Origin of the sequence: Fibrella forsythiae, from assembly GCF_017353175.1 — a bacterium.
GTDB classification, from domain to species: domain Bacteria; phylum Bacteroidota; class Bacteroidia; order Cytophagales; family Spirosomataceae; genus Fibrella; species Fibrella forsythiae.
Genome location: NZ_JAFMYW010000011.1, coordinates 110877 through 137323, shown reverse-complemented (window position 1 = coordinate 137323; position 26447 = coordinate 110877). Strand labels below are relative to the sequence as shown.

The 26447-nt window shown below is 54.3% G+C and carries 15 protein-coding genes; 5 read left to right on the top strand and 10 right to left on the bottom strand.

Annotated features, from left to right (window positions below; genetic code table 11):
- Nucleotides 1-124: 124 nt before the first annotated feature.
- Complete coding sequence (locus J2I46_RS27620; RefSeq protein WP_207332335.1) at nucleotides 125-1399, bottom strand: glycosyltransferase family 87 protein; 1275 nt, start codon at nucleotides 1397-1399, stop codon at nucleotides 125-127.
- 255 nt (nucleotides 1400-1654) lie between these two features.
- Between J2I46_RS27620 and J2I46_RS27615 the strand changes: the two genes are divergently transcribed.
- Nucleotides 1655-4123 (top strand): zinc-dependent metalloprotease, encoded by a 2469-nt coding sequence (locus tag J2I46_RS27615; protein WP_207332334.1) that lies wholly within the window; start codon nucleotides 1655-1657, stop codon nucleotides 4121-4123.
- Between the two features lie 104 nt (nucleotides 4124-4227).
- Here J2I46_RS27615 and J2I46_RS27610 read toward each other — a convergent pair whose 3' ends face one another.
- Complete coding sequence (locus J2I46_RS27610) at nucleotides 4228-5607, bottom strand: mandelate racemase/muconate lactonizing enzyme family protein (RefSeq protein WP_229379991.1); 1380 nt, start codon at nucleotides 5605-5607, stop codon at nucleotides 4228-4230.
- 222 nt (nucleotides 5608-5829) lie between these two features.
- On the opposite strand from J2I46_RS27610, the gene J2I46_RS27605 reads away from it, so the two are divergent.
- A complete protein-coding gene (locus tag J2I46_RS27605; RefSeq protein ID WP_207332332.1) occupies nucleotides 5830-6750 on the top strand; it encodes an RraA family protein in 921 nt (306 codons plus the stop codon).
- Nucleotides 6751-6989: 239 nt separating this feature from the next.
- Here J2I46_RS27605 and J2I46_RS27600 read toward each other — a convergent pair whose 3' ends face one another.
- The gene (locus J2I46_RS27600; RefSeq protein ID WP_207332331.1) at nucleotides 6990-8192 is read right to left on the bottom strand and encodes a PepSY-associated TM helix domain-containing protein; all 1203 of its coding nucleotides are present in this window, start codon (nucleotides 8190-8192) and stop codon (nucleotides 6990-6992) included.
- Between the two features lie 9 nt (nucleotides 8193-8201).
- The gene (locus tag J2I46_RS27595) at nucleotides 8202-10574 is read right to left on the bottom strand and encodes a TonB-dependent receptor (protein ID WP_229379982.1); all 2373 of its coding nucleotides are present in this window, start codon (nucleotides 10572-10574) and stop codon (nucleotides 8202-8204) included.
- A 491-nt stretch (nucleotides 10575-11065) separates the two neighbouring features.
- Here J2I46_RS27595 and J2I46_RS27590 point away from each other — a divergent pair, with 491 nt between their 5' ends.
- The 3 genes from J2I46_RS27590 to J2I46_RS27580 all read left to right on the top strand — a co-directional run bounded on the left by J2I46_RS27590 (nucleotide 11066) and on the right by J2I46_RS27580 (nucleotide 15419).
- A complete protein-coding gene (locus tag J2I46_RS27590) occupies nucleotides 11066-13585 on the top strand; it encodes a phosphocholine-specific phospholipase C (protein WP_207332329.1) in 2520 nt (839 codons plus the stop codon).
- A gap of 24 nt (nucleotides 13586-13609) precedes the next feature.
- Nucleotides 13610-14890, top strand: a complete 1281-nt coding sequence (locus tag J2I46_RS27585; protein ID WP_207332328.1) for an alkaline phosphatase family protein — start codon at nucleotides 13610-13612, stop codon at nucleotides 14888-14890.
- 94 nt (nucleotides 14891-14984) lie between these two features.
- A complete protein-coding gene (locus J2I46_RS27580) occupies nucleotides 14985-15419 on the top strand; it encodes a GNAT family N-acetyltransferase (protein WP_207332327.1) in 435 nt (144 codons plus the stop codon).
- Nucleotides 15420-15450: 31 nt separating this feature from the next.
- Here the strand turns inward: J2I46_RS27580 and J2I46_RS27575 are convergent, their stop codons facing one another.
- From J2I46_RS27575 to J2I46_RS27550, 6 genes are all read right to left on the bottom strand, one after another.
- Entirely contained in the window at nucleotides 15451-18780 is a 3330-nt protein-coding gene (locus J2I46_RS27575; protein WP_229379981.1) for a carboxypeptidase regulatory-like domain-containing protein, read from the bottom strand.
- A gap of 26 nt (nucleotides 18781-18806) precedes the next feature.
- Complete coding sequence (locus tag J2I46_RS27570) at nucleotides 18807-19982, bottom strand: DUF4249 domain-containing protein (RefSeq protein ID WP_207332326.1); 1176 nt, start codon at nucleotides 19980-19982, stop codon at nucleotides 18807-18809.
- Nucleotides 19983-20088: 106 nt separating this feature from the next.
- Entirely contained in the window at nucleotides 20089-21282 is a 1194-nt protein-coding gene (locus tag J2I46_RS27565; RefSeq protein WP_207332325.1) for a PQQ-binding-like beta-propeller repeat protein, read from the bottom strand.
- 74 nt (nucleotides 21283-21356) lie between these two features.
- Nucleotides 21357-21893, bottom strand: a complete 537-nt coding sequence (locus tag J2I46_RS27560; protein ID WP_207332324.1) for an ABC transporter permease — start codon at nucleotides 21891-21893, stop codon at nucleotides 21357-21359.
- Nucleotides 21894-21923: 30 nt separating this feature from the next.
- Entirely contained in the window at nucleotides 21924-25478 is a 3555-nt protein-coding gene (locus J2I46_RS27555) for a carboxypeptidase regulatory-like domain-containing protein (protein WP_207332323.1), read from the bottom strand.
- 109 nt (nucleotides 25479-25587) lie between these two features.
- A complete protein-coding gene (locus J2I46_RS27550) occupies nucleotides 25588-26361 on the bottom strand; it encodes an SDR family NAD(P)-dependent oxidoreductase (protein ID WP_207332322.1) in 774 nt (257 codons plus the stop codon).
- Between the last annotated feature and the right edge of the window lie 86 nt (nucleotides 26362-26447).

The following is a 26447-nucleotide window of genomic DNA, read 5'->3' as shown; positions in this document are numbered from 1 at the left end:
CAGGAAGCAAATCTGGCAGTTTGACAATGACTAACCGATAAGGTTTATCCGGGTCATGGCCGCTCTGTTTCTTTCAGAAGATAAACAACTGAATTACCTACTAACTACGCCACACAAAACGAAGCTACCGTTCGTGCTGATCAGCATATCGGCTTTCTACCTGATTTCGCATAGCCGACCCGTTCAGCACATACAGACTACGCTCACTCAACCACGCCGCGATGATGTACAGGAAAATGACGTTATAGGTGATCAGCGTATAAGCCTGGGTGTAATCGGAGAGGCGATTTCCGAGCAGGTCGCTGGTCATAAACCCTACCATAATGGCAACGACGCACATCCAGCGGCGCAGGCTGGTTGCCTGCTGGACCGTCAGCAGGTGATAGAGTCCGGCAACGATAAGCAGTAACGTAACATGGTGTCCTTCCCAGGCTACTCCGGATACTAGCAGCATGGTCAGGAAGGTGAGTAGTATGGCCAAAAAAGGTAACTGACGTTGATTCCGGGTTAGCCAGACGTACCTGTAAGTTACACCCATAATAATTAGCCGAATAACCAGACTGATTTTGCCTACTACGGCCGGGGGCCAGCTAACCACATTGTAAACAATTCCGTTGATGGCATCGTGGGACGTCAGCAGTTTTGACAGCAACGGTGAGATCCCGAACGCGATCCAGTCGGTGAAGACCTTACCGGTCAGAAACGGTTTGAAGGTGATGTTCCAGTAATCAAAATAATCCTGAATGCCCTGATTCACCCCCCTGAAGCCAATCAGAATAACAGCGAAGAGAACCGTAAAGCCCAGCACCGGAATAATGGTTTGCTTTGGCTTCCGAAAAACCAGCGTCAGCACGATGAGCAGGGCCATCACTTTGATCCACATAGCCAGCGTCAACAGACCCAGAGCAGCCAGACGGTGGCCTTTCAGGTACGTATACAACCCGCCAAAGCAGAGCAGGGCAATCACTTCGTTTACATTCACCCACAGGATATTGTGCCAGAAATAACGAATACTGGCTACGATACCAATGATCAGGGCGAGCTGTAGATTGGCGTTGGGGAAGTAAAAGCGCAGGAGTTTATATACCAGCGCGATAATGACCAGCCAGGCTGCAAAGTTGAACAGGGTAAACGCAACTACGGCTACCGGAAACGGCATCAGGGCCAGAATCTGACAAAAGAGCACGGCCACAGGTGGATACAGAAACTCCTGCGAACCGGGTACAGGTTCATAAAGGGGTTTGTCGGCCAAAAACTTCCCGCCAACAGCCCAGTAGATATATACATCGCCATTCGGCCCCTGATACGAATACTGCCGGATAGCAATGGCAATGGCTAAGACCAAAAAGGCAGCCAGTAAATACCAGCGGCGACGGGCAAAAGCAAGAATTTCATTCATTTAATCGATAGACTTAGATTTCATAACGGTAAACCTCTTTCAGGCTACATGACACAACAAAGGCATACTGACTGAGATAACGAAACGCAGGGCTCTGCATCGTAGCAGAACTTCCGGAATGGGCTGGTTTTCGGGATTTAATTAGCCAATGCGCACAATAGGGCCATATTCAGGCCGAATAATTCCTCATTTAGGTTCCTTTTTGCTATTACAGCGCCCGCGGGTTATTTTTCCAGTACACTCATTATACAACCTATGCGCCTACTGTTTACACTACTGTTCGCTTTAGCGATCAAGCCCTTAGTTGCTCAGACTATTGCTACGTTTACCACGGGCATGGAGAAACATCCGGGCTTTCTGACCTATTACTGGGACGCCAAAAAAGGCAAGATCTGGCTCGAGATCGACAAATTCGGGCAGGAACTCCTCTACTACCCTACCCTTGCACAGGGCGTGGGTTCCAACGACATTGGCCTGGATCGGGGCCGACTTGGGGCCGAACACGTTGTTCGCTTCGAGCGGAGCGGCAACAAGATCTTACTGATCGAGCCCAACTACGGCTACCGGGCGTTAAGCCCCGATTCACTGGAACGGCGGGCGGTGGCCGAGTCATTTGCCCAGTCGGTTCACGCCGGCTTCGAGATTGTGGCTGAAGAGGGTGGGCACGCGCTGGTCGATTTGACGCCATTCCTGCTTCAGGACGCCGTGGGGGCTATTCAGGCCATCACGCAAACTCGGCAGGGCTCTTTCCGGGTCGATGCCAGCCGCTGCGCCATGTATCTGCCCCGCACAAAGGCATTTCCGAAGAATACTGAATTCGAAGCGACCATCACACTCACCGGCGATGCACCCGGCGCGTATCTGCGGCAGGTGGTGCCCACGCCTACGGCCGTGAGTATGCGCCAGCACCATTCATTTGTTGAACTCCCTCCGCTCGATGGTACGTATAAACCCCGCCTGTTCGACCCACGCTCGGGCATGAACAGCATCGACTTTTACGATTATGCTTCGCCCGTTAGCCAGCCTATCACCACGCGCTACACGGTTCGGCACCGACTGGCAAAGAAAGACCCGACCGCCGCCCTCAGCGATCCGGTGAAGCCCATCATTTACTACATGGACCCCGGCGCGCCCGAGCCAATCCGCTCAGCCCTGATGGATGGAATCAGGTGGTGGAATCAGGCGTTTGAGGCAGCGGGGTACCGCGACGCCTTCCAGGTGAAACTGTTGCCGGCCGATGCCGACCCGATGGACGTTCGCTACAATCTGGTTCAGTGGGTACACCGGTCGACTCGGGGCTGGAGTTACGGAGCCAGCATTGTTGACCCGCGGACGGGCGAAATTCTGAAAGGGAAAGTGACCCTCGGCTCACTGCGGGTACGCCAGGACTACCTCATTGCACAGGGGCTAACCGCTCGCTACGAGAACAACAGCGCCGACACGGCAGCACTCATGCCCATGGCGCTGGCCCGCCTCCGTCAACTGGCCGCTCACGAAGTTGGGCACACGCTGGGCCTGCCGCACAACTACATTGCCAGCACCATCAGCCGGTCGTCGGTGATGGATTACCCACATCCGCAGGTTGACATTGGGCCAAATAATACGCTGAAACTCGATAGCGTATATGCCGTTGGCATTGGCGAATGGGATAAAGTAGCAATTACCTACGGCTACCAGGATTTTCCGAAGGGTACCGACGAAAAAGCCGGCCTGAAAGCCATTATTGATAATTACCTGAAGCGGGGCCTGAAATTCCTCAGCGACCAGGACGCCCGGCCCGAAGGCAGCGCTCACCCCCAAACCCACCTCTGGGACAGCAACGCCGACGCCACCAGTGAACTGATACGGACTATGGCTATCCGCAAGATCGCTCTGAACCAGTTTAGTGAATCAAAAATTCCGGTGGGTATGCCGATGGCCAATCTGGAAGAAGTGCTGGTGCCAATGTACATGTTCCATCGCTATCAGATTGAAGCCGCCAGTAAAGTACTGGGTGGGGTTACGTATAGCTACGCGCTGCGGGGCGATGGCCAGTTGGTCACCCAAACGGTCGCTCCCGACCAGCAACGCCGGGCCATGAGTGCCCTGCTAAACACGCTGGACCCCACCGTACTGGCCGTACCAACTGGTATTTTGAGCCTGATCCCCCCGCGCGCGTTCGGCATCGACGCTAACCCGCGCGAAGTGTTCAAACGACACACCGGCCTGACTTTCGACCCAATGGGCCCGCCCGAGGCGGCTGCCAACCTGACGTTGCGTTTGCTGCTGAACCCCGAACGATGTGCGCGTTTGCTAAACCAGAAAGCACTGAACCCCGCCATGCCCGGCCTGTCTGACCTGCTGACGGGGCTTATCGGGATTACCTTCGAACCGATGCGTCGCACCTTCGGCGAAGCGCCAACGTACCCGGAAGCCATCCGCCAGCTAACGAGTCGGCGCCTGCTGGAAAGCCTGATCGAATTGGCGGCTAACCGCGACGCCGATAGCCGGGTACGTGCCACCGCCCACGACGCTATCCAGCGTATCCGGCAGCACTATCTGGTGAATAAACCAACCGCTCCGCTCAACTATACGGTAACTGAAAGCTACCCAAATCAACTGTTGTGGCTGATTCACCAGTACGAAAGCAACCCGCAGCAGCCAATGGCCAACAACGTTCTGGCCGCCCCCGACGGAGCCCCGATCGACCCCGGTCAGGATTGGCTTGACTGCGAAGAAAATTAGTTTACAGTTTTCTGTATGCCGTTTACTGTTGCACTGCTAATTCTCGAACTGTTAACTAGCAGCGCAACAGTAAACGACAAACAGAAAACTGTAAACTTAAAATATTAGCTCCACTCCCGATCCCAGGAGTCTTTCGTGTTCCAGACATCGGTTGGGGCAAACCAGGTACTGCCTTTTTTGAGGAATTTTTTAGCAGCCTCCTCGTTCAATTCTACACCCAGGCCGGGTTTATCAGGTACGTTCACGAAGCCGCTGTCGACAATAGGTTTCAGGCCGGTTACGATATCTTCCCACCCTTCCACATCAACGCCGTGGTGCTCCAGCGCCACAAAATTTTCGGTAGCGGCGGCACAATGCACGTTCGCCATCATCGAAATTGGCGAGCCGGCAAAGTGCATCGCCATCGGAATACCCGCATCTTCGGCATAATCGCCAATTTTCTTGGTTTCCAGAATTCCGCCCGACGACGCTAGATCGGGGTGGATCATGTCAACGGCACGCTTATCAATCAGTTTAATAAATTCTTCTTTCAGGAAAATATCTTCGCCCGTTAGCGTGGGGGTGTCAATAGCGTCTGAAATTTGCTTCCATTGGTCGGTATAGAACCAGGGCACCAGGTCTTCAAGCCACGCCAGCCGGAACGGCTCCATCGCTTTGCCAATCTGTATGGCCGTGTTCACATCGAAATGGCCGAAATGGTCGGCGGCAAGCGGCGTATCGTATCCCACGATCTCGCGCACTTTGCCAACGTGTTCAACCAGTTTGTCAATTCCTTTCTTTGTTACCTGAATGCGCGTGAACGGGTGTTTCGTCATGCCATAGTTGCCGACCTTTGACTGTTTACTGTTGCCATACTGGTTAGCCACATCCCACACGTCGGCCCCAACCAGCATATCTTTCTGGCCTGCCAGCATCCCGATACCGAAATCCATTTTCAGGAACGTGTAGCCCTGCCCTTTCCGCTTTTTCATATTCACAGCGAAATCGTCATACGTCTTGCCTTCGGGTGTATCGGCATACAGACGTACCTGATCGCGGTATTTTCCGCCCAACATCTGATACACAGGTACGTTAAACGCTTTTCCGGCCAGATCCCACAACGCCATTTCTACGCCGCAGACCCCACCCGCCGCCCGGCCATGACCGCCAAACGGTTTGATGAGCTTAAATAGCTGCTCCACATTACAGGGGTTTTTGCCCAGCAACCGCGACTTCAGCATCAGCGCGTAGTTGGGGCTGGCTCCGTCACGCACTTCTCCCCAGCCCACAAGGCCCTGATTGGTCTCGATCTTAATGATCGGGCTGCCAAACGGCACCTTGTCCAAGTGAGCAATGCGCAGGTCCGTGATTTTCAGGTCCGACGGTTTCGAGTCACGGCTCACTCGCTGGGTCGTGAACTCCAGTTCCTGATCGACCCGGTGCGGGCCTTTCACGTTGTCAAACGCTAACCCGACAGAAAGGCCGCCCAGCACTGATTTTTGCATAAAATCACGCCTTGACGGCGTTTTGGGCACAATCAGCGGTGGAGGCGAGGTGGTCAGTGCCGGGCGATCCGGCGGTGCAGGCTGACGCAAAAAATCAAGTAGGGACTTTTTCATGAAATTGGTTATTAAGCAGGATTTATTAGGACTAAAACTATCGACTTTAAGTAATTTACTTACAATCAGCCCTTCTATGAGCAAATTCCTAACTGCCAACCTACTTACATGAAGACAGTCATTTTACCTCTCCTGCTGGCGGCGTTTAGCCTGCCTGCGCTCGCCCAGATCCAGTTATCGAAAGAACAGCTACAATTCTACACCGCCGACTGGAAAGGTGAACGATCGGCAGATGGCCGGCCACGCGTGTCTGATGCGTTACTGACGCGGCTAAAAAAAGTGTCGCTGGAAGAGGCGTGGGGCGTATTGCGCAACGAAGGCTACAACAACCAGTTCGACGGCAACTGGCAGATCATCCGGCCGGGCGATGCCATGGTTGGCCGCGTACTGACAGCCCAGTATATGCCAAGCCGCCCCGACATGGAAAAACCCATTAAAGAACTCGGCAAAACGCAGGGGCGCTCAGGGAACACCAACTCATGGCCCATTGATATGCTTCAGAACGGCGACGTTTACGTAGCCGATGGCATGGGGAAGATTGTGGGCGGCACGCTGATTGGCGACAATCTGGGCAATTCGATCTATGCCAAGTCAAAAACGGGCGTCATCTTCGACGGTAGCGTACGCGACCTGGAAGGGCTGGAAGACATTTCCGGTTTTAACGGCTGGGTACGTGGTTATGACCCCAGCTACATCATGGACATGACCATGACCTGCATAAATTGCCCCATACGGATCGGCCGCGCCGTGGTAGTGCCCGGCGATCTGGTGCTGGCCAAGAAAGAGGGGGTAGTGTTCATTCCTGCTCACTTAGCCGAAAAAGTCATCTTAAGTGCCGAATTCATTGCCTTGAAAGATAATTTCGGCCACCAGATGTTGCGCGAAGGCAAATTTACGCCCGGCCAGATCGATCAGGCCTGGACCGCCGATATTAAGCAGGCTTTCCAGAGTTGGATAAACGCGAACCCTGACAAAGTGCCAATGCCCCGCGCCGATCTGGATAAGTACATGAAAGACAAAAACCTGTAAGTGTAAAGCCAGCATCTAGCTGGCTTTTTTATGCCGTAAATGGCCTCCGAACTCACGTTCCCCTCTTCCGGAGCTTGCCAGACTGAGGCTTCAGCACAAAACGCCCAATAATTAAAAGCGGGATTGACAGGCTAAGCCAGGATGCCAGATCCCAGAGGCCGTCGCCAAGCAGCGCTGCCAATAAGCCGAGCAGACTTAACCCACCCAGAGCAAGTGGCCAACGCCAAACTGGCCAGAAATCAGACGTCCTGTGCGGCACCTTTTCGTAGAGTTAACGTTAAAATTCCAGAATCTTCCAGCGACTGACCCGCTGCTAATGTCAACCGCTTCGCCTGAGCGTTAACGGCCCTGTTCCGGGCAAACCATAGATACAACCCGCTGATCAGGACAACGATCGTGATCAGATCGAACAACGCCCAGATTATTTTGAGGGGTAGCCCGCCATAATCGCCGAAATGAAGCGGCTGCGAAATAAACACGGCGTTCACGTACCAGGGCATACTACGCATATCGGTTAGCTGACCCGTTTTCGCGTCAATCAAAGCTGGTTTGGCCATCCGGCTGGTTAGTGGCGTATTCCCTTTCATGAACACCGCATAATGGTGCTGACTAGAGTACAACGTACCTGGATAAGCCACAAAGGACGGTTCCATTGTCGGGGCGGCCTGCCTGGCCACTTTCAAGGCCTGATCGAGCGGGCTAAGGGTACCCCGTACCGGAGCGGCCCCTTTGTAGGGAGCAATCATCTCGGCCAACTGCCCCTGCTGCCACATGCCCTGCACCACTTCGGCAAGCGTGTTAACAACGCCCGTAAAACCAACTACGGTGGCCCAGACAACCGTGACAACGCCAAGCAGATTGTGGAGATCGAGCCACTTCAGCCGGGTCGCTTTCTCGGTGCGAATCATCCCGAAGTTGAACCGACGCATGATCGGGCTGTACAGCATCAGCCCTGACCCAATGGCCACCACAAACAGGAGCCCCATCAGTCCCAGAAACAACTTGCCGCCGATGCCCATGAACATATCAACGTGTAACTGTAACATCACATACATGAAGCCCTCCTGCACTTTCGGTTCCTCCAGCACACGGGCTGTACGGTTGTCGAAAATCACCAGCTTATAGTTATCCGCCGGTGCCGTCATCGAATCAGACAGCGTGAAGGTGGTTGTGTTGGGTTCATGTTCGTCCCAGTAGACAAAGCGAATGACCTTGGTCGGGTATTGCTGCCTGACCGTTCCGGCCAGCCGCTCCAGCGCAACCGTAGGCGTTCCCGCTGGCATCGGGGGTGCCAGCGGCGGCCTTCCCTCAAGTGCTTCGATTTCCTCATGAAAGATGAGCGGTAAGCCCGTCAGGCAGAGCATGAGCAGAAAAACCGTGCAGATAAGACTGGTCCATTTATGAATCAGAAACCAGGTTTTGATTTGTTTAGTGGTGCTCATAAACCACGTTTAGAAGTTGAAGGCTACGCTTCCCGTTACACTCCGCAGCCGTTGCGCATTCATGGTAGTGTAGCCAATCCAGTAACGCTGATTGGTCAGGTTATCGACCTTGGCAGAAACCCGAAACTTACGCCAGTCGTAAAAAGCCGCTGCGTTCAGTACCGTGTAGGCCGGTAAAATAAACACGCCCTGGCTGATACTGTTCTGGATCTTGTTGTCGCTGGCATAGTTACCCCCGAAGCCAACGCCCAACCCGCGCAATGCAGGTACGTTGAATCGGTAGCTGAGCCACAGGTTTGCCAGCACCGGCGACGAAGCCGTGGCAGGACGCCGTCCGTTCACATCGGCATCGGCATTGGTCAGCCTGGAATCGTTGTATGAGAAGCCCGCCACCACGTTGAAGCCCGTAAACGGATTGGCAACCACATCTACTTCAACACCCCGGCTTACCTGCGTGCCGTCCTGGGTCTGGGCAAAACGGGCAGCAGCCAGCGGATTCGGATCGGTACGCAACAGGTTTTTCACCTGAATATCGTAGTAGCTGAGTGTAGTGGTTAACCGGCCACCGAATACGTTCAGCTTTATGCCCGCCTCAAACTGGTTGGCCTGTTCAAGTTTGGCAAATCGTTGCACCAGACTATCGGCGGCGGTTACGTCATAAGCGTTGTAGATACCCCGGTTGGTGAAACTATTCTGGTAGTTGGTGAAGAGCGACACCTTGTCTTTGAGCGGCTGATACACCAGGCCAAATTTGGGCGAGAAGGCCATCTGGTTAAAGCCAGCTACTTCAGAGCCAACCTGACCGCCCTGATTGTGGAAATCATCGACCCGCAACGCTGCCAGTACACTTAATTTATCGGTCAGGTTCAGTACATCTGAAGCGAAGGCGCTGTAGGTATTCCTGATGCCGGTGAGGGGATACGTGAAATCGGGAACTTTAGAACCATACAGGGCGGTCAGAGCCGACCCGTTAAACTGGCTGTAATCGTACCCTGGCGTGAGCGGAACTGTATCGAAGGTTGAGCCAAAGAATAGCTGTTTCGAATTGATGTGTGTAAAGTCCAGTCCCAACACCAGGCGGTTACGCAAATTACCTAACCGAAAATCACCGTTGACAAGCTGCTGCACTTCAACCACATCGTTGGTGCTGTTGCGCGTCGACTGATCGGCCCGAACAAGCAGGTTGGTACCTGGCGTTTTTCCATCAGGAATTATGTAGAAGTAGGGACCAATTCCGTTGGAGTAGCTATGCGTTGAGCTAAAGTTGGTCGACGACGTAAACGATGAAGAGATTCGGTAATTGACCTGACCAAAGAGATTGGTGCTGTTTGAGGTCTGTGACAGCCCTTTCCCCATGTACGAATTGCGATAATCGACCGCCAGTTGATCGGCCCGGGTAGCACCGAGCGTGTAGCCAGGTACGTAGAAAAAGAAGAGTTGCTCGCCCACGCCCTGGTTTCGGTAGAGTTCAGCGTCGAGCAGAATAGACAGGCGTTCGGTTGGTTTATACAGCAGGCTGGGGGTCAGCGCCAGGCTCCGGCTGTAGCCCTCTGTCTGGAACGTACCTGAGTGAGTAGCGGCCGCATTGACGCGTAACAGCAGATTGCGACTTTTGTTGAGGGGCGTATTTACATCGACACTAACCCGCTGAAAATCATAACTACCCGCCGATACGGCCACATTGCCGCCAACGGTTTCATACGGCTTTTTGGTTACCCTGTTCACCAGCCCGCCATACGACGTAAGCGCACTGCCGAACAAGGTGGCCGATGGCCCTTTGATGACCTCCAGCTTCTCCAGATTAACCGCATCAATGGTACTGGTAACGTTGCCCGCCAGTCCATTACGAAGCTGACTCTGAACGTAGAAACCCCGTGTGTTATAGTAGGCACCTCCGTCGCCGGCGCGGCCCGTTGCATTCCACATTTTCTGGATACCGGGCGCATTCCGTACCGCATCATCGACCGTGAAGATGAGTTGTTCGGTGAGTAACTCTTTACCGATCGTGTTGTAAACCTGCGGGTTTTCGATGTTGGCCAGAGGCATTTTCGACACGTAATCACTTGACGTCCGGGCAAACCGGTTGGTACGGCTGGCGTTAACGATCACCTCATTGAGCTGCGATGTGCTCTCCGACAGCACAAAATCGACCGTCAGCGTTTCCGTTCCCGCTACGGTAACTTCTTTCTCCGTTGGTTGCAGCCCGACCGAAGAAACCTGAAGTCGGTAAGTACCCGACTTCAGGCGGTTTATAGCAAAAATACCCTGCTCATTAGTGACAGTCCCCTGCCCGCTGCCTTTCAGGCTGACGGTTACTGCCTCGGCAGGATTCCCGTCTGATGTTTTTACAGTGCCACGAATAGTAGCTCCCTGTTGAGCCATTGTGGAAAAAGCACTCAATAAGCATAAAAATATGTGTAGCGATCTGACAAGCTTCATGTGCACAAAACAATTTAGATTAATTCTAAAGAGCACAAAGAAACGACAGGATTCGCTTCTCAAAAAATTATTTGTATGAATTCTAAATAAAAACAACTTACATATGTCGATTGTCCAATATTCCACACACATTTATGTCAGTAGCATGAGTCCATCGGCTAGCAACTCGAGATAGGGGGTAGCTTAAATGGATGACAAGCTTTTATCTGGCCAACTCAGAACAGTATGACAGTGCCAGCAAGAAGCAACGTCATCTGCCTCACGATGCCGGGTCAGCTGATAACCCGCGTTAAAGGAGTTAAATTGATGCGTTTATGAGTGATAATTGCCTGAACATGATGAAATTGTTAAACCCGGCGACAGACAGGCAGTCTACCGAATAATTACATCGCCGGCTCAGTAGTTTTGCGAGTAGCAGTCAGACAAACTGAACCATGGATACGAGACGCGATTTTCTAAAAAAGGCGGCCCTGCTGATGGGCAGCGCTGGTTTGCCAGATGGCTTGTCAGCTTCCATTCAGAAGGCTCTGGCCATAACACCCGCGCCGGGCAGCACTTATCTCGATGCCGAACATGTGGTTATTCTCATGCAGGAAAACCGCTCGTTCGATCACTGCTACGGAGCCTTACGCGGTGTTCGGGGGTTCAATGATCCACGCGCCATCAGGCTACCCAACCAAAACCAGGTTTGGCTGCAAACCAACAAGGCTGGTGAAACCTTCGCCCCATTCAGGCTGAACCTACACGGCACGAAGGCCACCTGGATGAGTTCGTTACCTCATTCCTGGGCCAATCAGGTCGATGCGCGCAACGAAGGCAAATTTGATCGCTGGCTGGATGTGAAACAATCCGGCAATGCAGCCTACGCCGGCATGCCCCTCACTATGGGGTACTATGATCGTCAGGATATTCCCTTCTATTATGACCTCGCTGATGCCTTCACGGTCTGTGATCAGAACTTCTGCTCCTCGCTTACAGGCACAACACCCAACCGGTCTTACCTCTGGAGCGGTACCATTCGGGAAAACCGCACCGCCCCGGCCCGCGTGCGTAACGAAGAGCTGGATTATGACAAACTCGCCAAGTGGACAACCTTTCCCGAGCGGCTGGAAGACAACGGTGTTTCCTGGCGGGTATACCAGAACGAAATTAACCTGCCTACCGGCCTGACGGGCGACGAAGAAGCCTGGCTGGCCAATTTCAGCGACAACCCACTGGAATGGTTCGCCCAGTACAACGTCAAGTTCTCGCCTGGCTACCAACGCTTCTGCGCCGCCCAGTTGATCACCCTGCCCGGCGAAATTGCTTCGTTGGAGCACCAGTTACCCATACTGGCCGACACAACGCCCGAAGGCAAATCGCTTCGAAAAACGCTCAATCAGAAGAAAGAACTGCTCCAGACGATCACGCAGGATACTGTACAGTGGCATCCGGATAAGTTCAGCAGTCTGTCGGAACGGGAAAAAGCACTACATCACAAAGCCTTCACGACCAATGCCGCCGACCCGCATCACCGAACGTTGACCCGGCTGGCCTATCAGGATGGCGAGGTAGAACGCGACGTGGCCATTCCTAAAGGGGATGTGTTGCACCAGTTCCGGACAGACGTGCAAACGGATCAGCTACCAACGGTATCATGGGTTGTTGCGCCCGAGAATTTTTCGGATCACCCGGGTGCACCCTGGTATGGAGCCTGGTATATCTCGGAAATGCTGGATATTCTGACCCAGAACCCGGCGGTATGGCAAAAGACCATTTTCATGCTGGCCTACGACGAAAACGACGGGTATTTCGACCATGTTCCGCCGTTTGTACCTCCCCACCCGCATCAGCCGCAGACAGGCAAAACCTCGCCGGGCATTGATACGCAGGATGAGCACGTTAGCCTTGAGCAAGAACTGGCCCGGCCGGTGAAAGATCCTAAACAGGGAGCCAGAGCCAGCGCCATCGGGTTGGGCTTCCGGGTGCCGTTGGTCATTGCCTCGCCCTGGAGCCGGGGTGGGTACGTCAACTCCGAAGTATTTGATCATACGTCGATTTTACAGTTTCTGGAGCGGTTTGTCAGCCACAAAACCGGCAAGCCCATTCAGGAAACCAACATCAGTTCCTGGCGCAGAACAGTATGCGGCGACCTGACATCGGTGTTTCGGCCTTACGGAGGCGAAGCCATCGATCTACCAGCCTTCGTACCTAAAGCCCCCTTTATTGCGGGAATCCACCAGGCTAAATTCAAGGACGTACCTGCCAATTTCCGCCCGCTAGACCCAGACGAAATTGCGCTCCTCAATCAGCAAACAGCGTCGTCGGCTCTGATGGCTCAACAGGAACCTGGCCTTCGTCCCGCCTGCGCATTGCCCTACCAACTGCGCGTCGATGGTCAGTTCGATTCGGCCGCCCGTCAGTTTTCGATCACCTTTGCGGCCCGGAAGGATCGGTTCGGCCCGGCTTCGGCTGGTGCTCCGTTTATGGTCTACAACATGGCCGATTATTCGGTGCGAAACTACGCAGTATCGCCCGGCGATCAATTGAGCGATTCGTGGACCGTGCCGGCGGGAGGCACCTATCATCTTCGGGTATATGGCCCCAACGGTTTTTTCCGGGAGTTCCGGGGCAGCATGATCAACCCGGCTGTGGTGGTCGAGTGCAGCGATTCTGTCAACACCAGGACCAACGCAGGCGAACTGGTTATTCGCGTAACGAATGCCTCCCAGCAGCCAGTAACCATCGAATTGCTTCCGCAGGCTTACAAGCAACCCGCGAAGCGGATGGTGCTGGGCGCCGGTGGCTCTAAAACGAACGGAGCAACGGCCCGCTTTGAGTTAGCAGCTAGTTTTGGCTGGTACGATGTCAGCGTTCAGCTGGCAGGGAACCCTTCCTTCGGCCAACGCTACGCGGGCAGGGTTGAAACCGGAGCTGATAGTTTCAGTGATCCCGTAATGGCCCGGTTAAGCTAACGTTACTTATTACGAATCAGGAAAATGCATTACCAGACCCAGTATTCCCCACCACTACACCCGTTACGATCTGCCGGCAAGTCGCTCTTGCTACTGCTCCTGTTTGTGGCGAACCTGCCATTCTGTTTAGGGCAAGCAGACAAGAAAAAGGCCCTGTTCATCATTGTAGACGGCATTCCGGCAGATGTTATTGAAAAGATAACCAAACCAAATCTGGACGCCATTGCCCGGAAAGGTGGTTACACGCGGGCCTACGTGGGGGGACAGAAAGGAACTTATTCGCAAACGCCAACCATTTCGGCGGTCGGCTATAATAGCCTGTTGACAGGTACGTGGGTCAACAAACACAACGTCTGGGACAACACCATCAAAGCCCCTAACTACCAATACTGGACTCTGTTCCGTTTTTTCGAGGAGCAATACCCCGATAAGAAAACTGCTGTTTTCTCAACCTGGCTCGACAACCGCACCAAATTACTCGGCGAGGGGCTGGCGGCCACGAATAACCTGCATCTGGATTACGCAATAGACGGTCTGGAACTGGATACTATCCGTTTTCCGCACGATAAAGAATCCGGTTATATTCATCAGATCGACGAAAAGGTGACCAACGAGGCGGCTTTGTACATCCAGAACGCAGGCCCGGACCTATCATGGATCTACCTGGAATATACCGATGATATGGGTCACCGATACGGCGATAGCGAGCCATTTTACCGGGCAATCCGCCTGATGGACGATCAGATTGGCCGCATTTGGAAGGCGGTCGACTACCGCCAGAAAACATTCGGTGAAGACTGGCAGGTTTTTGTCACCACCGACCATGGCCGGAGTGCCGACACCGGTAAAAACCACGGTGGCCAGTCAGATCGGGAGCGGAATACCTGGATGGTAACCAACGCCGGCAAGTTGAATGATCACTTCCGAAAAGACGTACCCGGCATCGTAGACATTATGCCAACCCTGGCCCGGCACCTGAACATGTCCATTCCGAAGGAACAGGCGTTTGAGGTCGATGGCATACCTTTAACGGGCAACCTGTCGCTCACCCAGCCGACGATTAGCAAAGAAGGAAGTCGTATAACCCTGAGCTGGACACCGATGAACCCGGCGGGAAACGTGAAAGTCTGGGTATCGACGACGAATCTGTTCGAAGAGGGTCAGAAGGATCAGTATCTGCTTCTGGCCGACGTACCTGTTAAGGCGGGCCGGGCGGTTATCGACGTTGCCAGGTCGCCCACCGGTTTCTACAAGATCGTACTGGAAGGACGTTATAACAGCCTCAACAAGTGGCTGATCGAGTAGGAAAGCGCCACGACAATACGCCACAACGAACTGGCTGCGTCTACAAAAGACAAAAATTTGTAAGCCACTTAAGCTGCTGCCCGGTTATACAGCTATGATCACGCTCCGCCCTACCCGATCAACCGATCTGTCGTTCGTCTACGAGTGCCTCTGCGATCTGGAAGAAACGGTACTGGACCGGGAGGCCTTCGAGCGTATTTTCCTGCACAACATCGCCGATCCGGCTGTCAGGTACGTTATGGCCGAAGCAAACAACGTACCCGTGGGCTTTCTGAACTGCCACGTACAGCAGCTACTGCACCACGCCGGACCGGTGGGCGAAATTCAGGAAATGTACGTTCTGCCCGATTGGCGCAGTCAGGGAGTAGGCCAGCAACTGGTCGAAACTATTGTAAGCATTGCCCGTCATGAAGGCTGGATCAATCTGGAAGTTACCTCCAACCGCCGCCGCGAACGTACCCACGCTTTCTACGAACGCATGGGGTTTGCCAACACGCATGTGAAGCTGGTTAATTGGTTGGCTGGTTGATTCGTCAACTAGTTAACCAATTAACCAGCTTCTACTTAAATACGAAATTATAGGCCAGCGACGCGATGGGCGCGGCGAAGATCTGAAGCTGATACGCGTTCGTTTTGCCATTTTCTGTTTTAAAGAAGACCGAGTACGCATTCTTACGGCCATACAGGTTATAGACCGTGAAGGCCCAACGCCCCTCCCATCGCCGCTGTTTCATACTGGGGCTGAAAACATTCCAGACAAAATCGAGGCGGTGATAATCGGGTAAACGCGCCTGATTTCGTTCACCATAATACGGATATTGTAGGTCATCGATGGTAACGTAGCCAGTAGGGGCGGTGTATGGTCGGCCGGTACTGTAGGCGAACGTAAAGCCGAAACTATTATGCCTGTCCACATCGATGGTCACTGCGGCATTGATCGTATGCGGCCGGTCGTAATTGGCTCTATACCAGGCACCACCGTTCACATTTTGCGACACCGCCGACCCTTCATACACTTGGTTCATGGTGCGGGCATACGTATAGTTCAGCCAGCCTGTCAGCTCCCCTTTTTTCTTAGAAATCATCGTTTCCAACCCATACGCGCGGCTTTGGCCCTGCAATAGCTGCGTTTCAGGATAGGCCTGTAGCAGAAAATCAGCCCCGGGTCGATAATCGATGATGTTCTGCGTATGCCGGTAGTAACCTTCTACGGTTAGTTCGTACACGTTCTTGTGAAAGGTCAGGAAATACCCCGCCGTAACGAGCTGACTGATCTGGGGTTTGATGTTGGCATCAGACGTTTTCCAGCGCGAGGTGGGCAGCGGCGTTGTGGTGTTGGTAACGACCTGCAAGTACTGCCGCATCAGGTTATAGCCGAACTTAAGCGACGCGTTTGGCCCCAGCGAGTAGCGCACCCCCAACCGAGGCTCAAAACCACCGTAGGTTTTGCTAACCTGCCCGAAGCCATATTGAACGCTATCAACGGCAGAGAGCTCGTCGCGGGGTTCACCGGCGCGGTATTGCCGAACCAGCGAAGGCCCCAATGCGAGAAACTGCGCATACCGAAGCCCCACCGAAATAGCCAGTTGCGGGCCGATACTCCGCTCATAATCAGCATGAAGGGCGATCTCCAACGCGTTTTCGGTGGGCGTGGTCACGTAATTCACACGATCGCTCTGGCCCGGCAACAACGTACCTGGCCTGATCTGATACTGCGTACCGCTGATACCTATTTCCAGCTTCTGATTGGTCAGCAGGTAGTTCAGATTCGATTTCACCTGCCGCTGCAACACCGACGATTCCAGCGTGACCACGTTGGTTGAATTGAGTTCGGGCGACAGGATTTTCGGGGTATAATCGACCGACGATACGGTAGTTTGCATATCAATTGTTGACGACAGGCGGCGAAACCAGCGGGCCATCAGATTCAGCGTCTGATGGTCGTAGCGGGTGGCCGTACCGTTCACATTGGGCAGGTTGGCCAGCAGCGCCGTCTGGAACAGATCTTTGCTGTAATAGGCCGTGGCAGTCAGCGTATTGCTATTATTTATTCGCCAGAACGCTTTCACAGCCCCATCGCCAAATTTCGCCCTGATATCAGACAGGTTATCCGAGATCTTAGGCAGTAGGAAATCGTTGAACGCCCCCCTGGCCGCTACCAGAATTCCCAGCTTTCCCTTGATGATCGGAATATCGGCGGTGAGCTTATCGGATACGAAACTGACCCCGCCCGACAATTGCGCCTTGTCGAGCCCCGGATTACGCAGGGTTACGTCGAGCACCGCCGCCGTTCGCCCGCCAAACCGCGCAGGTACGTTGCCTTTATAAAGATCGATGGTCCCCAACACGTCGGGCGGAAACACGGAGAACAGGCCAAACATGTGTGTCGGGTTAAAAATGGGCGTATCGTCGAGCAGCACCAGGTTCTGATCGGTCGTTCCACCCCGGATGTTGACCCCGTTTGCCGCTTCGCCCACGCTCGTTACGCCCGGCAACATTTGCAACCCACGCAACAGATCGACCTCGCCCATCGCCGCTGGCATTTTCTTCAGCACGTTGACATTAAGCTGATTAACGCCCAACAGCGGCTGTCGAACCGTCTCGTCGAATCCTTTGGTCGTCACAACTACTTCTTCGAGCATACTCGCCACGCTGACCATATTCACATCGAGAACCACGCCATCATTGGTCATATTAACCACCCTCCGACCTGGCGAATAGCCTACCAGCCGCAACACAACAATGTGCTCACCGGGGGCAAGCCGGATGCTGTAGTGCCCGTCGTTGTCAGAAGTAGTACCCATCAATGAACGACGGTAATCAACCACGATAGCCACGCCCGCTAATGGTCGCCCTGTCAGCGAATCGCGAACGGTACCGCTGAGAGTACTTTCCACAGCCTTTTCAGCCTTTTGTACCGGCACAGGCCGGGGCGTATTAACCGGACTATCATTCACGGGCATAGGCGTATTCGTACTAGCTGGCGCAGCCTGTACCGGAAATGGGAAAATAGACAAGGTTGGCGGCGCAATGGCGGTAAGATTGATAGTGACGGGTTGACTGCCATCATTCGCCACCACCGTTACCGTTTGCGGCCCGGTAGCCAGGGTAACAGCGCAGGCAAACGTACCTGACAGGGCCGTTGTAGTGCAAAGCGTTGCGGAACCTTGCCCAAGGATTGTCACGACACTACCCGAAATGGCCGAACCGCTGATGAGCGTGGTCAACGGCACAGACGCACCGGGCTGAGGCGTACTGATGGCAATGGCCGGCGGGAGTATGCTGACAGGCATAAAACCTGAAACACGACCAGCGCCGAGGCCGCTTTCGCGGACTTGCATGCCCAGCGTATCCGTGCCACTGTAGCCTTGCATAGGCATGTACGTAAACTGGCCTGTTGCCGCATCAATACGAACAGTGCCGTGCGACGTATTAGCCGTACTAGCCGCGTTTATAGGGCCCGATTGGGGGTTAAATGTGCTAAAGGAATAAGGCCACGAACCACCACCCGGCATCAGTAACGACGATACGCGACCAGACAGGGCGGTGTTGAAGGTCATAATCTGCCTGGCAGCATACGGCCTGACAGCCAGCGGCGCCGAAACGGAAAACTGCATGGTGACTGGCCGACTATCGCCGCCGTTATTACCAGCAACAATAGTCACCGTTTGAGGGCCATTGGCAAACCCCAACGCCGATGTTGACCAAGCTCCCATACTGGTACTGGCAGCTACTATAACAGGGCTACCCGTTGAGTGTTGCCCACCCACGATGGTGACGGAACTACCCGGTGTGGCCGTTCCTGACAGCACGGGATGAGCACCCAGTATTGGTTGGGCCATGGCCGCCGAAACAGCCATCAGGAAATAAAGCAGAAAAAGTCGGTTCATAGGTTGAGGAGGGAGATCGGAAGCACCTATTGGTTCCAGCCGGGCGGAAGCTGGTCGGTACGGTAGCGGCCAGGCACGCAGATAGCCGACGGCACGCCCGCACCGAATTGCCCGGACAGTACTTCCACGTTAGGATTACGGCCGTTTTGTGCGAAGAAAAGTCCCCGATAATTACCCGTTGTGGCATTTTTACGGTCCATTTTGTAGCGGTTTACGGCCACGGATGACACCGAAAAGTAGCCCACGACATTCTCGGTCGGATCGGCCAGGTTCTTCACATTACCGGCAATCGGAGCTGGTGGTGCGTCGGCCAGCGTACCTGTGTTCTGCACCTGATCGGCGAAGAGTTTGTAGTAGCGATAGGCATCGGCCGAAATGGATAGCTGTTCGATAACGATCAGGGCGGGGTCGCGCTGGTAGATAGGAATGCTCGCGATCTTACGGCCTACCTGATTTTGCCCGTTGGCGTAAATATCAGAGAACACATTGATGTCGCTGCTGTAGAAAATATCCCAGCAGGTGCTCCGGCAGGTGTAGTCGAAGAGGTTGCTTACCGCCAGTGACGGATCTGGCACACAGCCAATTACTTCGATTGGACCCGATCCAATTGGTCCAATATCCCGAACAATGTACCGGCCCTGTTTGCAGGTGGCGCACCAGTTCTGGAGTTCATAAAGTCGCCAGCGCCAGAGGTAAAAATTGCGGGTATTGCCGGGATCGGTGAAATCGATATATACGTCGTTGGCCGGGATAGGCGTGCCGTCTGCCGTTTGGCGGGGCCCACGCAGCGTGAACTGATCGTATGCTTTCGACACGGCAGGCACAGCCGCCATCGTTTCTTCCGACGATTCGTACTGAGCGCCCTCGGCTGTGCGGAAACGAAGCCTGTACCGGCTACCGACCTGCCCCCTGAACGTATCTGGAAAGTGATACGTACCCGGCACCGTTTCAGACAGCAGCACCGTTTCGCCACCGTTCACGATCACTTCAACCCGTGCATTCGTGATAGCCGTACTGACGTTGGCACTATCCCGATTCGACCGTGATCGGTTCAGCGTAATCACCTGCGTTTCGGGCAAATCAGTAATCATTCCGCTGACGACGACCAGACTGGAATTCAACACTAGATCCGGGTCGTAACTGCTGACACAACCCAGCAGAAGCGCCATCAGACTGGATAAAAGAACACGCCGAAGTGACATACGTTGAGGGTTAATGATGCTGCATACGCAGCGGTTGGTCGGGCAAGTAATGCTCTGCTCGCGATGGGCGTTGCTCGCGAAGCAGAAGCCACACAATGTATACTACTTATTTCCCGCCGCCGCTGATGGTTGGGTACGTTCCCGTCACAACCGATTTCTGCGCCAGCACCGGACTTGACAATACGACACCACCCGTTTGAAAGACCCACTTTTGCGCGCCAGAGTTGGTATTGAGCGCATAAAATCGGCCGTCATTACTGCCCAGGTAAATCGTTTTACGCGTAGCAATGGGCGTGGAATAAATGGAATACGCCGTTGAAAAAGCCCACTGCTGCGCACCAGTCACGGCATCAAACGTATAGAGTGAATAGTCGCGGCAACCCATGTACACACGACCATTGGCCACCACCGGACTGGCAACCAGGCCACCAGTTGATGTAGTGAATGACCATCGGCGTGTCCCTGTGGCGGCATCCAGTGCGTAAAGGGTGCCGAAGGCGGTGGCGGCGTAGACCAGCCCATTAGCCACTACCGGGCTGGCCTCAAACGGAGCACCGCCCGGAAATGACCAGCGCAGGTTCCCGTTGGTGGCATCGAGCGCATAGAGCGACATGTCATTGCTGCCGATGTAAACGGTACCATTCACCACCGTCGGGCTCGACAAAATAAAATTGTTGGTTTTAGACCGCCAGCGTAGCAGGCCGGTACCCACATCCAGTCCGTATACGTTCCCGTCGAGGCCGCCAATATAGGCCATGCTGCCCGCCACAGTTGGGCTGGAAAAGAAACCATAGTCTGACTGGTAGGCCCATAGCTGCCGCCCCGTCATGGCATCGATCGCGTATAGCTTACCGTCATTACATCCAACCAGCACGCGCCCGTCGACTACAGTTGGACTGGAATACACGATACCACCCGTTTTGAATTGCCACCGTAGTTGTCCGGTTGTAGCGTTGATAGCGTAAAGCGAATTATTCAGGCTACCCACAAACAACAACCCATACGCCAGGGCCGGGCTCGACCGAATAGACGTGTCGGCTTTAAACGTCCAGCGCGGTTGGCCCGTTGTGGTATCCAGTGCGTAGAGATTACCGTCGTAGCTACCCACATACACAACGGGCAGTGTAACGGTGGCTGCTACAGGCGGCGTAACTGCCGGAGCCGTTGGCTGTTGGGTTACGGGGGTAATGAGCGCCGACCCTGTGCAATTCCACAAACCAAGAACGAGCAGCAACATATAACCAGCAAGCCGAAGCCGGGACCAAACTAGCCAGCAAAAATTCTCAGAACGTTGATGCATGAGCCGAAACCGGTTGGCTTATTGGCCGGAAAAGCAGACCAAGTTGATTGATCTACTTGGCTGTAAACGGTTGATCAGAAATCGCCGAGTTCCTGCATACGAACCCGCAGCGTGGGCTTCTCGCCTTCAGGCACAATGAAGATAACGTCATTGGTAACCGATTCACCATTGCGCAGCATATTACCCACACGTACCTGCACCGAGGTGGTCACCACTTTTCCATCGGGGCCTTTGGTGCTGGTGCTGTAGGGAACGTAAAATTCCTTGGCTTTCAGGCTTCCGCTCTTCGATGTCAGCCGCATACCGGTGGCGTTGAGGCAGTCGAAATCGGCCAGTAACTCCTGATATTGAAGGCCCGTAAACGTTTGGCGGGGCATCATGATCTTGCTGCATCCGCTCCGGTTGGTCACGTAGAGGGTTACTTCGTAGCGCCCGAACATGCCCTTGCTACCCACTTCCTTTTTGCTTTCATTGCGGACGGTATAACCGTATTCGATGCCGTTCATAACCACCGGCTGATCGGGTGGTACATCGGCCGACTGCTGGGCGTGGGCAGTATACAGAGAGAAACCTAAACAGAGTGTAAAGAGGCAGGTAATTGTTTTTTTCATGCGGTCAAATTAGGTAAACAGCCTTTTCGGTCAACGGACGTTTATCAAACGGCTGATCGACACCGGGCGCCCGTAGGTCGTTACGCCCTGCAACCGTAGCCGTATGGTACGGACGTTATCTGACAACGGAAATTTCAGGGTTGAAAAGCCCGACTGGCTTAGCATAATTAATGGTTTCCAGAGCAATACGTCGCGGCGGTCAGGCACGCTTACCGAACTATCCGGCTGGCTGGCATACAGCGGCGTGTAGAACTGGCGGTCGGTCTGAAGACCGTAGAGGGTCAGCTGAAAGGTTTCTGGTTCTGCTAACAGTTTACTGGCTGATGGGCCCTTTTGCGAGAAGAAGGCAATGATACCTGCCCCGCCCCGCGCCCCATAGATGGCCCCACCTCCATTTTTGACCACTTCGATCCGTTCAATTTCAGTTGGGTTGAGTGTTAACAGGGCCGTTCCTTCTCCATTTTCAGGCATTGCCATGCCGTCGATCAGGTACAGGGGTGCGGTGTTTGTACCAAGTGTGCTGGGGCCACGTACGGTAACCGTGTAGCCGATGCCATCTCGTCGGCTAGTAACCTGAACGCCTGGCACCCTGCCTCGCAGCATCTCGTAAGCGTTGTTATAAATGCGGGCGTTTTCGTCGAAGAGAACCGTTGCGTCCGGGGTTCCGTGCAGGCTCACCCGCCGGGCTTCCCGATCATCGTCGGGTCGTTTTGTTCGCACCACAATTTCGTTCAACTGCCGAACATCCTTGTTCCGATACTGGCCGGGGTCACTCGCCTGCCGCTGTTGAATGGCGGCAAGAACGGGCTTCAACGTAGCCATATCCGGCGCTTTGGCCGAATCAGTAACGGCGAAAGAATGGCCGGGTACGTTGAGTGTGAAGCGCGTATTTTTAATGGTTTTGAAAGCAGTGTCCATCGCCCTGATCTGTATGGTTGCCGTATCAGTTAACATCAGGCTGTTGAGCGTAAAGCGTCCCTGCTTATCGCTGCGGGCCGTGCGGGCGAACGAATTTTCAGGATTTCCGGCAAAGGTGATCAACAGGTTAGCCTCGGGGAGGGGCCGGTCCTTTTTATCGAACAGGGTGCCTTCTACAACCAGGCCAGGCATCAGTGGAGGGGCTTCTGGTAGCTTTTCGGCCGAAAACCGCCAGTTGATACGCCGCCAGCCCTGGGTTAACAATAAATCATCGAGCGCCCGTCGAATGCCAACGTCCGTATTAGTCAGGTACTCATTAGGCTGCTCAACGCTCCCTCGCAGTTCGCCTGTCAGGAGCAGGTGCGTTCGTATGTTCGCTTCCGTACTATCGTCGGGCACCTGCTGCGCATCCGTCACCACCGCCGATCCGATCATTGACAGCTGATCGCCAAACCCATCAGCCACCCGAATCGACACCATTACCATCTCGCGCGGGCCGTAGGCCGGCTTGTCGGTAGCTATTTCGGCCACAACGGGCAGGAATCGTTCGGGAATAAACACCAATCGCTCGGCCTGCGGGTGCCCCTTCGCATCAAACAATGTTACCTGCGCCACACCAACGGGCAGTTTTGCCGCCAGAATCGACAGAGTTGCCTTCCCATTCTGTAACTGAAGTTTGGTTCGCTGTACAAGCTGACCTTTGCTTTGCACGGTCAGATACACCGGTTGGTCGGCCAGTTGTGGCGAGGCATGTACCCGAATGGTCAGCCGGGTGCTATCACTGACCACATCTGCCGCCAGAACCAGCCCCACAGAGTCGGCGCGGGGCAGGGCAATGGTCGAGGAATCAGCGCCCCAACGTACCTGAGCCGTATAGGTCTGGTTGGCTATTGGCACCAGTTCAACGCTACACATGCCCACCGAATTGGTAGTAAATTGCAGCACCTTGCCACTTCGTTCCAGCAAAATACGTCCAGAAACCGGAATACCCCGCCCACGACGATCAACCGCTTTGACACCTATCCGCGACGGCAATCCCGCCACCCAGCGACCACCTTCGGGCAAAAACTGCACATCGACCGGCAGGGGTCCGGCTGGCGTACCTGCCGGTTTGGGTACGTCGTTTCCCAGTAGCAGCCCGTTGATAATCGTCACACTGCGCGCAAAAGCCGGCCGCAGGTTATAGCTGTCTCCTTCAGTATAGGCGCGCAACTGATATATCCCCGATGCAAGCGAGTCAGACAGCCGGAAATGTCCGCTTGTGCGCCCCGCACTGATACGTACCCACTGATGAACAACCTGACGACCGCCAGGTGCGATCAGTTCAACATGAACCGATGGTTCTTCGCCAGCAAGCGCTTTATCAGTAGGCAGGTTTGTGGCGGGGTCAAGCGCATATCCACTAAAAAACAACCGGTCGCCAGTGGCGTATACGCCTTTATCCGGGTGCAAAAACAGCGCAGGAGCCGTGTTTTTTTGCGCCGATAACCAATTTGCGGCCAGCGAATCAATCACCGCATCGGCTGGCAACGCAACACCCTGATCAGGTGTTGCAGTCTGGAGCTTCACGTTTTTTGAGGCCGGTTGCCAATCAGCAGGCAACAGGGTAGCCAGCCGGTCAGATCCTAACGTACCCCGCATTTCCATACCGTTTGGGTGCACCACCCACCCATCGACAGTTACGGTGGCTGCCCCCTTTGGCATGTGCACAAGCGAATAGGCGTAGGGTAAATCGCGGTAGGGTGATGCGGCCCGTTGCCGGGTATAAAATACCTCGAGTGGCTTGGGCGAATAAAAATACCGTTCAGAAGGTAACTCGGCGGGCGTAAAAAGACTGTCTGCCTTAACGAATTTGGAAGGTGGCTCTTTTCCAAACCCCAAAATGGGTACCGACGGATCATCGGCAACGTTGTACCGCGATTCATACACCAGAAAGCCGTCCTGTTCATGGGTGCCCGCAAGCAGACTGGTCAGCAGGTGGCGGCTCGACCCAAGATAGACCCGCTGCCGGTTACGTTCCCAGCGCTCAGCCTGTTCGGTATTTGCCGATGTCAACGCTTCAAACCGGCTGGTTCCGCCATAATAGGTCGCAGCTCGGTAGCTATCAAAATGGAACAGCTGGTAGATGAGCCGGTAGCCCGAATAGTTATTTTCGATGATCAGCGGTTCAGAGGCACTGGCCTCCAGCCGGCCATCGGCCATCGACAGCGATACCGCTTCGATATTGGTGATCACACATTTGTCGGCGGCGGCGTTTTCGCCAAGCAACTCCCGTTTGAACTGTTTGAGCATGCGGTTGTAGGCTGCCGGGCGCTTAGCCTTAACCGTAACGGCCTTTAAGGCTTTTGCATCGGGCGTGAGCATAAAACTGATCCGTCGATTCTTCACATCTCCCAGCCGAATCAGTTGCTTAACGGTTTCGTATCCCACCGCCGACGCCACAATTTCGATTGTTCCCGACGGTACGCCCGGCAACTTATACTGGCCCTCTCCGTCGGCGGTTGTGCCCCGGGTAGAGGCGTTGATATACACACTGGCAAATGGCACGGGCTTCTGAGTCACCCCATCAGTCACCCGCCCGGCAATTGCGATGGGTGCCTGCGCCCGCGCTAACCCAGCCAGCACAAACTGGCTTATTACCAACATAAATAAGCCTTTGAGGTTCATAGTGTGAGAAAGGTGAGAAAGGCAGGCTAACGCACTTCACTTCGTATCGGCAAAACATTGGTTGTACGAGTCGTTCTGCCCTACGAGTGGCATACATACGTACCATCTACTACGTACTCAGCCGGACCACACCACCGTCGATGGGGTAATCACAGCCCGTCAGGAAACCGGCTTCCTCGGAACAGAGGTACAGCGCCAGCGCGGCCACTTCGGCGGGTGTGCCCATCCGGCCAATCGGTTGCGCTGCTGATAGCTTGGCAAACATTTCGGCCTGCTGGTCGGGGTAATTTTTTGCCAGAAACCCATCGACAAACGGCGTATGCACCCGCGCGGGAGAAATGCAATTGCAGCGAATGTTATGCGGCAGGTAATCTTTGGCCACCGACAGCGTCATGCTCAGCACTGCCCCTTTGCTCATCGAGTAGGCAAACCGGTCATTCAGCCCAAGCGTAGCCGCAATGGAAGCCATGTTCAGCACCACCCCGCCGCCGTTGGCTTTCATCAGGGGCAGTACGGCATGAAGGCAATTATAGACGCCCTTGACGTTGACCGAAAAAACCCGGTCGAAGTCTGTTTCAGACGTTGTTTCGGCATTTCCGATATGGGCGATACCCGCGTTGTTTACCAGTATATGAATAGGCCCGGCGGCGGCAATCTGCTCAACCGCAGATTGCACCGCTGCCTGCACCGACACATCGACCCCGTAGGCCTTTGCCTGGCCACCTGCCGCCCGAATGTTGGCGGCGGCGGCTTCTGCCGCCGCCAGGTTTAGTTCCAGAATGTGTACCGTAGCCCCGGCCTGAGCGAACGTTTCTGATATAGCCAGCCCAATGCCGCTGGCGCCGCCCGTAATGAGGGTTGTTTTGTTTTTGAGTGAAAACATGAGAAAGGAGGAAAGGGAGAAAGGAGGAAAGGGAGAATGGAGGAAAGGGAGAATGGGGGAAAGGGAAGAAAAAGGCTTTCTCACGC

Coding starts and splice junctions, on each gene's coding strand:
- J2I46_RS27620 (WP_207332335.1), bottom strand. CDS start 1,399: ATGAATGAAATTCTTGCTTTTGCCCGTCGCCGCTGGTATTTACTGGCT.
- J2I46_RS27590 (WP_207332329.1), top strand. CDS start 11,066: ATGGATACGAGACGCGATTTTCTAAAAAAGGCGGCCCTGCTGATGGGC.
- J2I46_RS27595 (WP_229379982.1), bottom strand. CDS start 10,574: ATGGCTCAACAGGGAGCTACTATTCGTGGCACTGTAAAAACATCAGAC.
- J2I46_RS27580 (WP_207332327.1), top strand. CDS start 14,985: ATGATCACGCTCCGCCCTACCCGATCAACCGATCTGTCGTTCGTCTAC.
- J2I46_RS27605 (WP_207332332.1), top strand. CDS start 5,830: ATGAAGACAGTCATTTTACCTCTCCTGCTGGCGGCGTTTAGCCTGCCT.
- J2I46_RS27555 (WP_207332323.1), bottom strand. CDS start 25,478: ATGAACCTCAAAGGCTTATTTATGTTGGTAATAAGCCAGTTTGTGCTG.
- J2I46_RS27575 (WP_229379981.1), bottom strand. CDS start 18,780: ATGAACCGACTTTTTCTGCTTTATTTCCTGATGGCTGTTTCGGCGGCC.
- J2I46_RS27560 (WP_207332324.1), bottom strand. CDS start 21,893: ATGAAAAAAACAATTACCTGCCTCTTTACACTCTGTTTAGGTTTCTCT.
- J2I46_RS27615 (WP_207332334.1), top strand. CDS start 1,655: ATGCGCCTACTGTTTACACTACTGTTCGCTTTAGCGATCAAGCCCTTA.
- J2I46_RS27610 (WP_229379991.1), bottom strand. CDS start 5,607: ATGCAAAAATCAGTGCTGGGCGGCCTTTCTGTCGGGTTAGCGTTTGAC.
- J2I46_RS27565 (WP_207332325.1), bottom strand. CDS start 21,282: ATGCATCAACGTTCTGAGAATTTTTGCTGGCTAGTTTGGTCCCGGCTT.
- J2I46_RS27600 (WP_207332331.1), bottom strand. CDS start 8,192: ATGAGCACCACTAAACAAATCAAAACCTGGTTTCTGATTCATAAATGG.
- J2I46_RS27585 (WP_207332328.1), top strand. CDS start 13,610: ATGCATTACCAGACCCAGTATTCCCCACCACTACACCCGTTACGATCT.
- J2I46_RS27570 (WP_207332326.1), bottom strand. CDS start 19,982: ATGTCACTTCGGCGTGTTCTTTTATCCAGTCTGATGGCGCTTCTGCTG.
- J2I46_RS27550 (WP_207332322.1), bottom strand. CDS start 26,361: ATGTTTTCACTCAAAAACAAAACAACCCTCATTACGGGCGGCGCCAGC.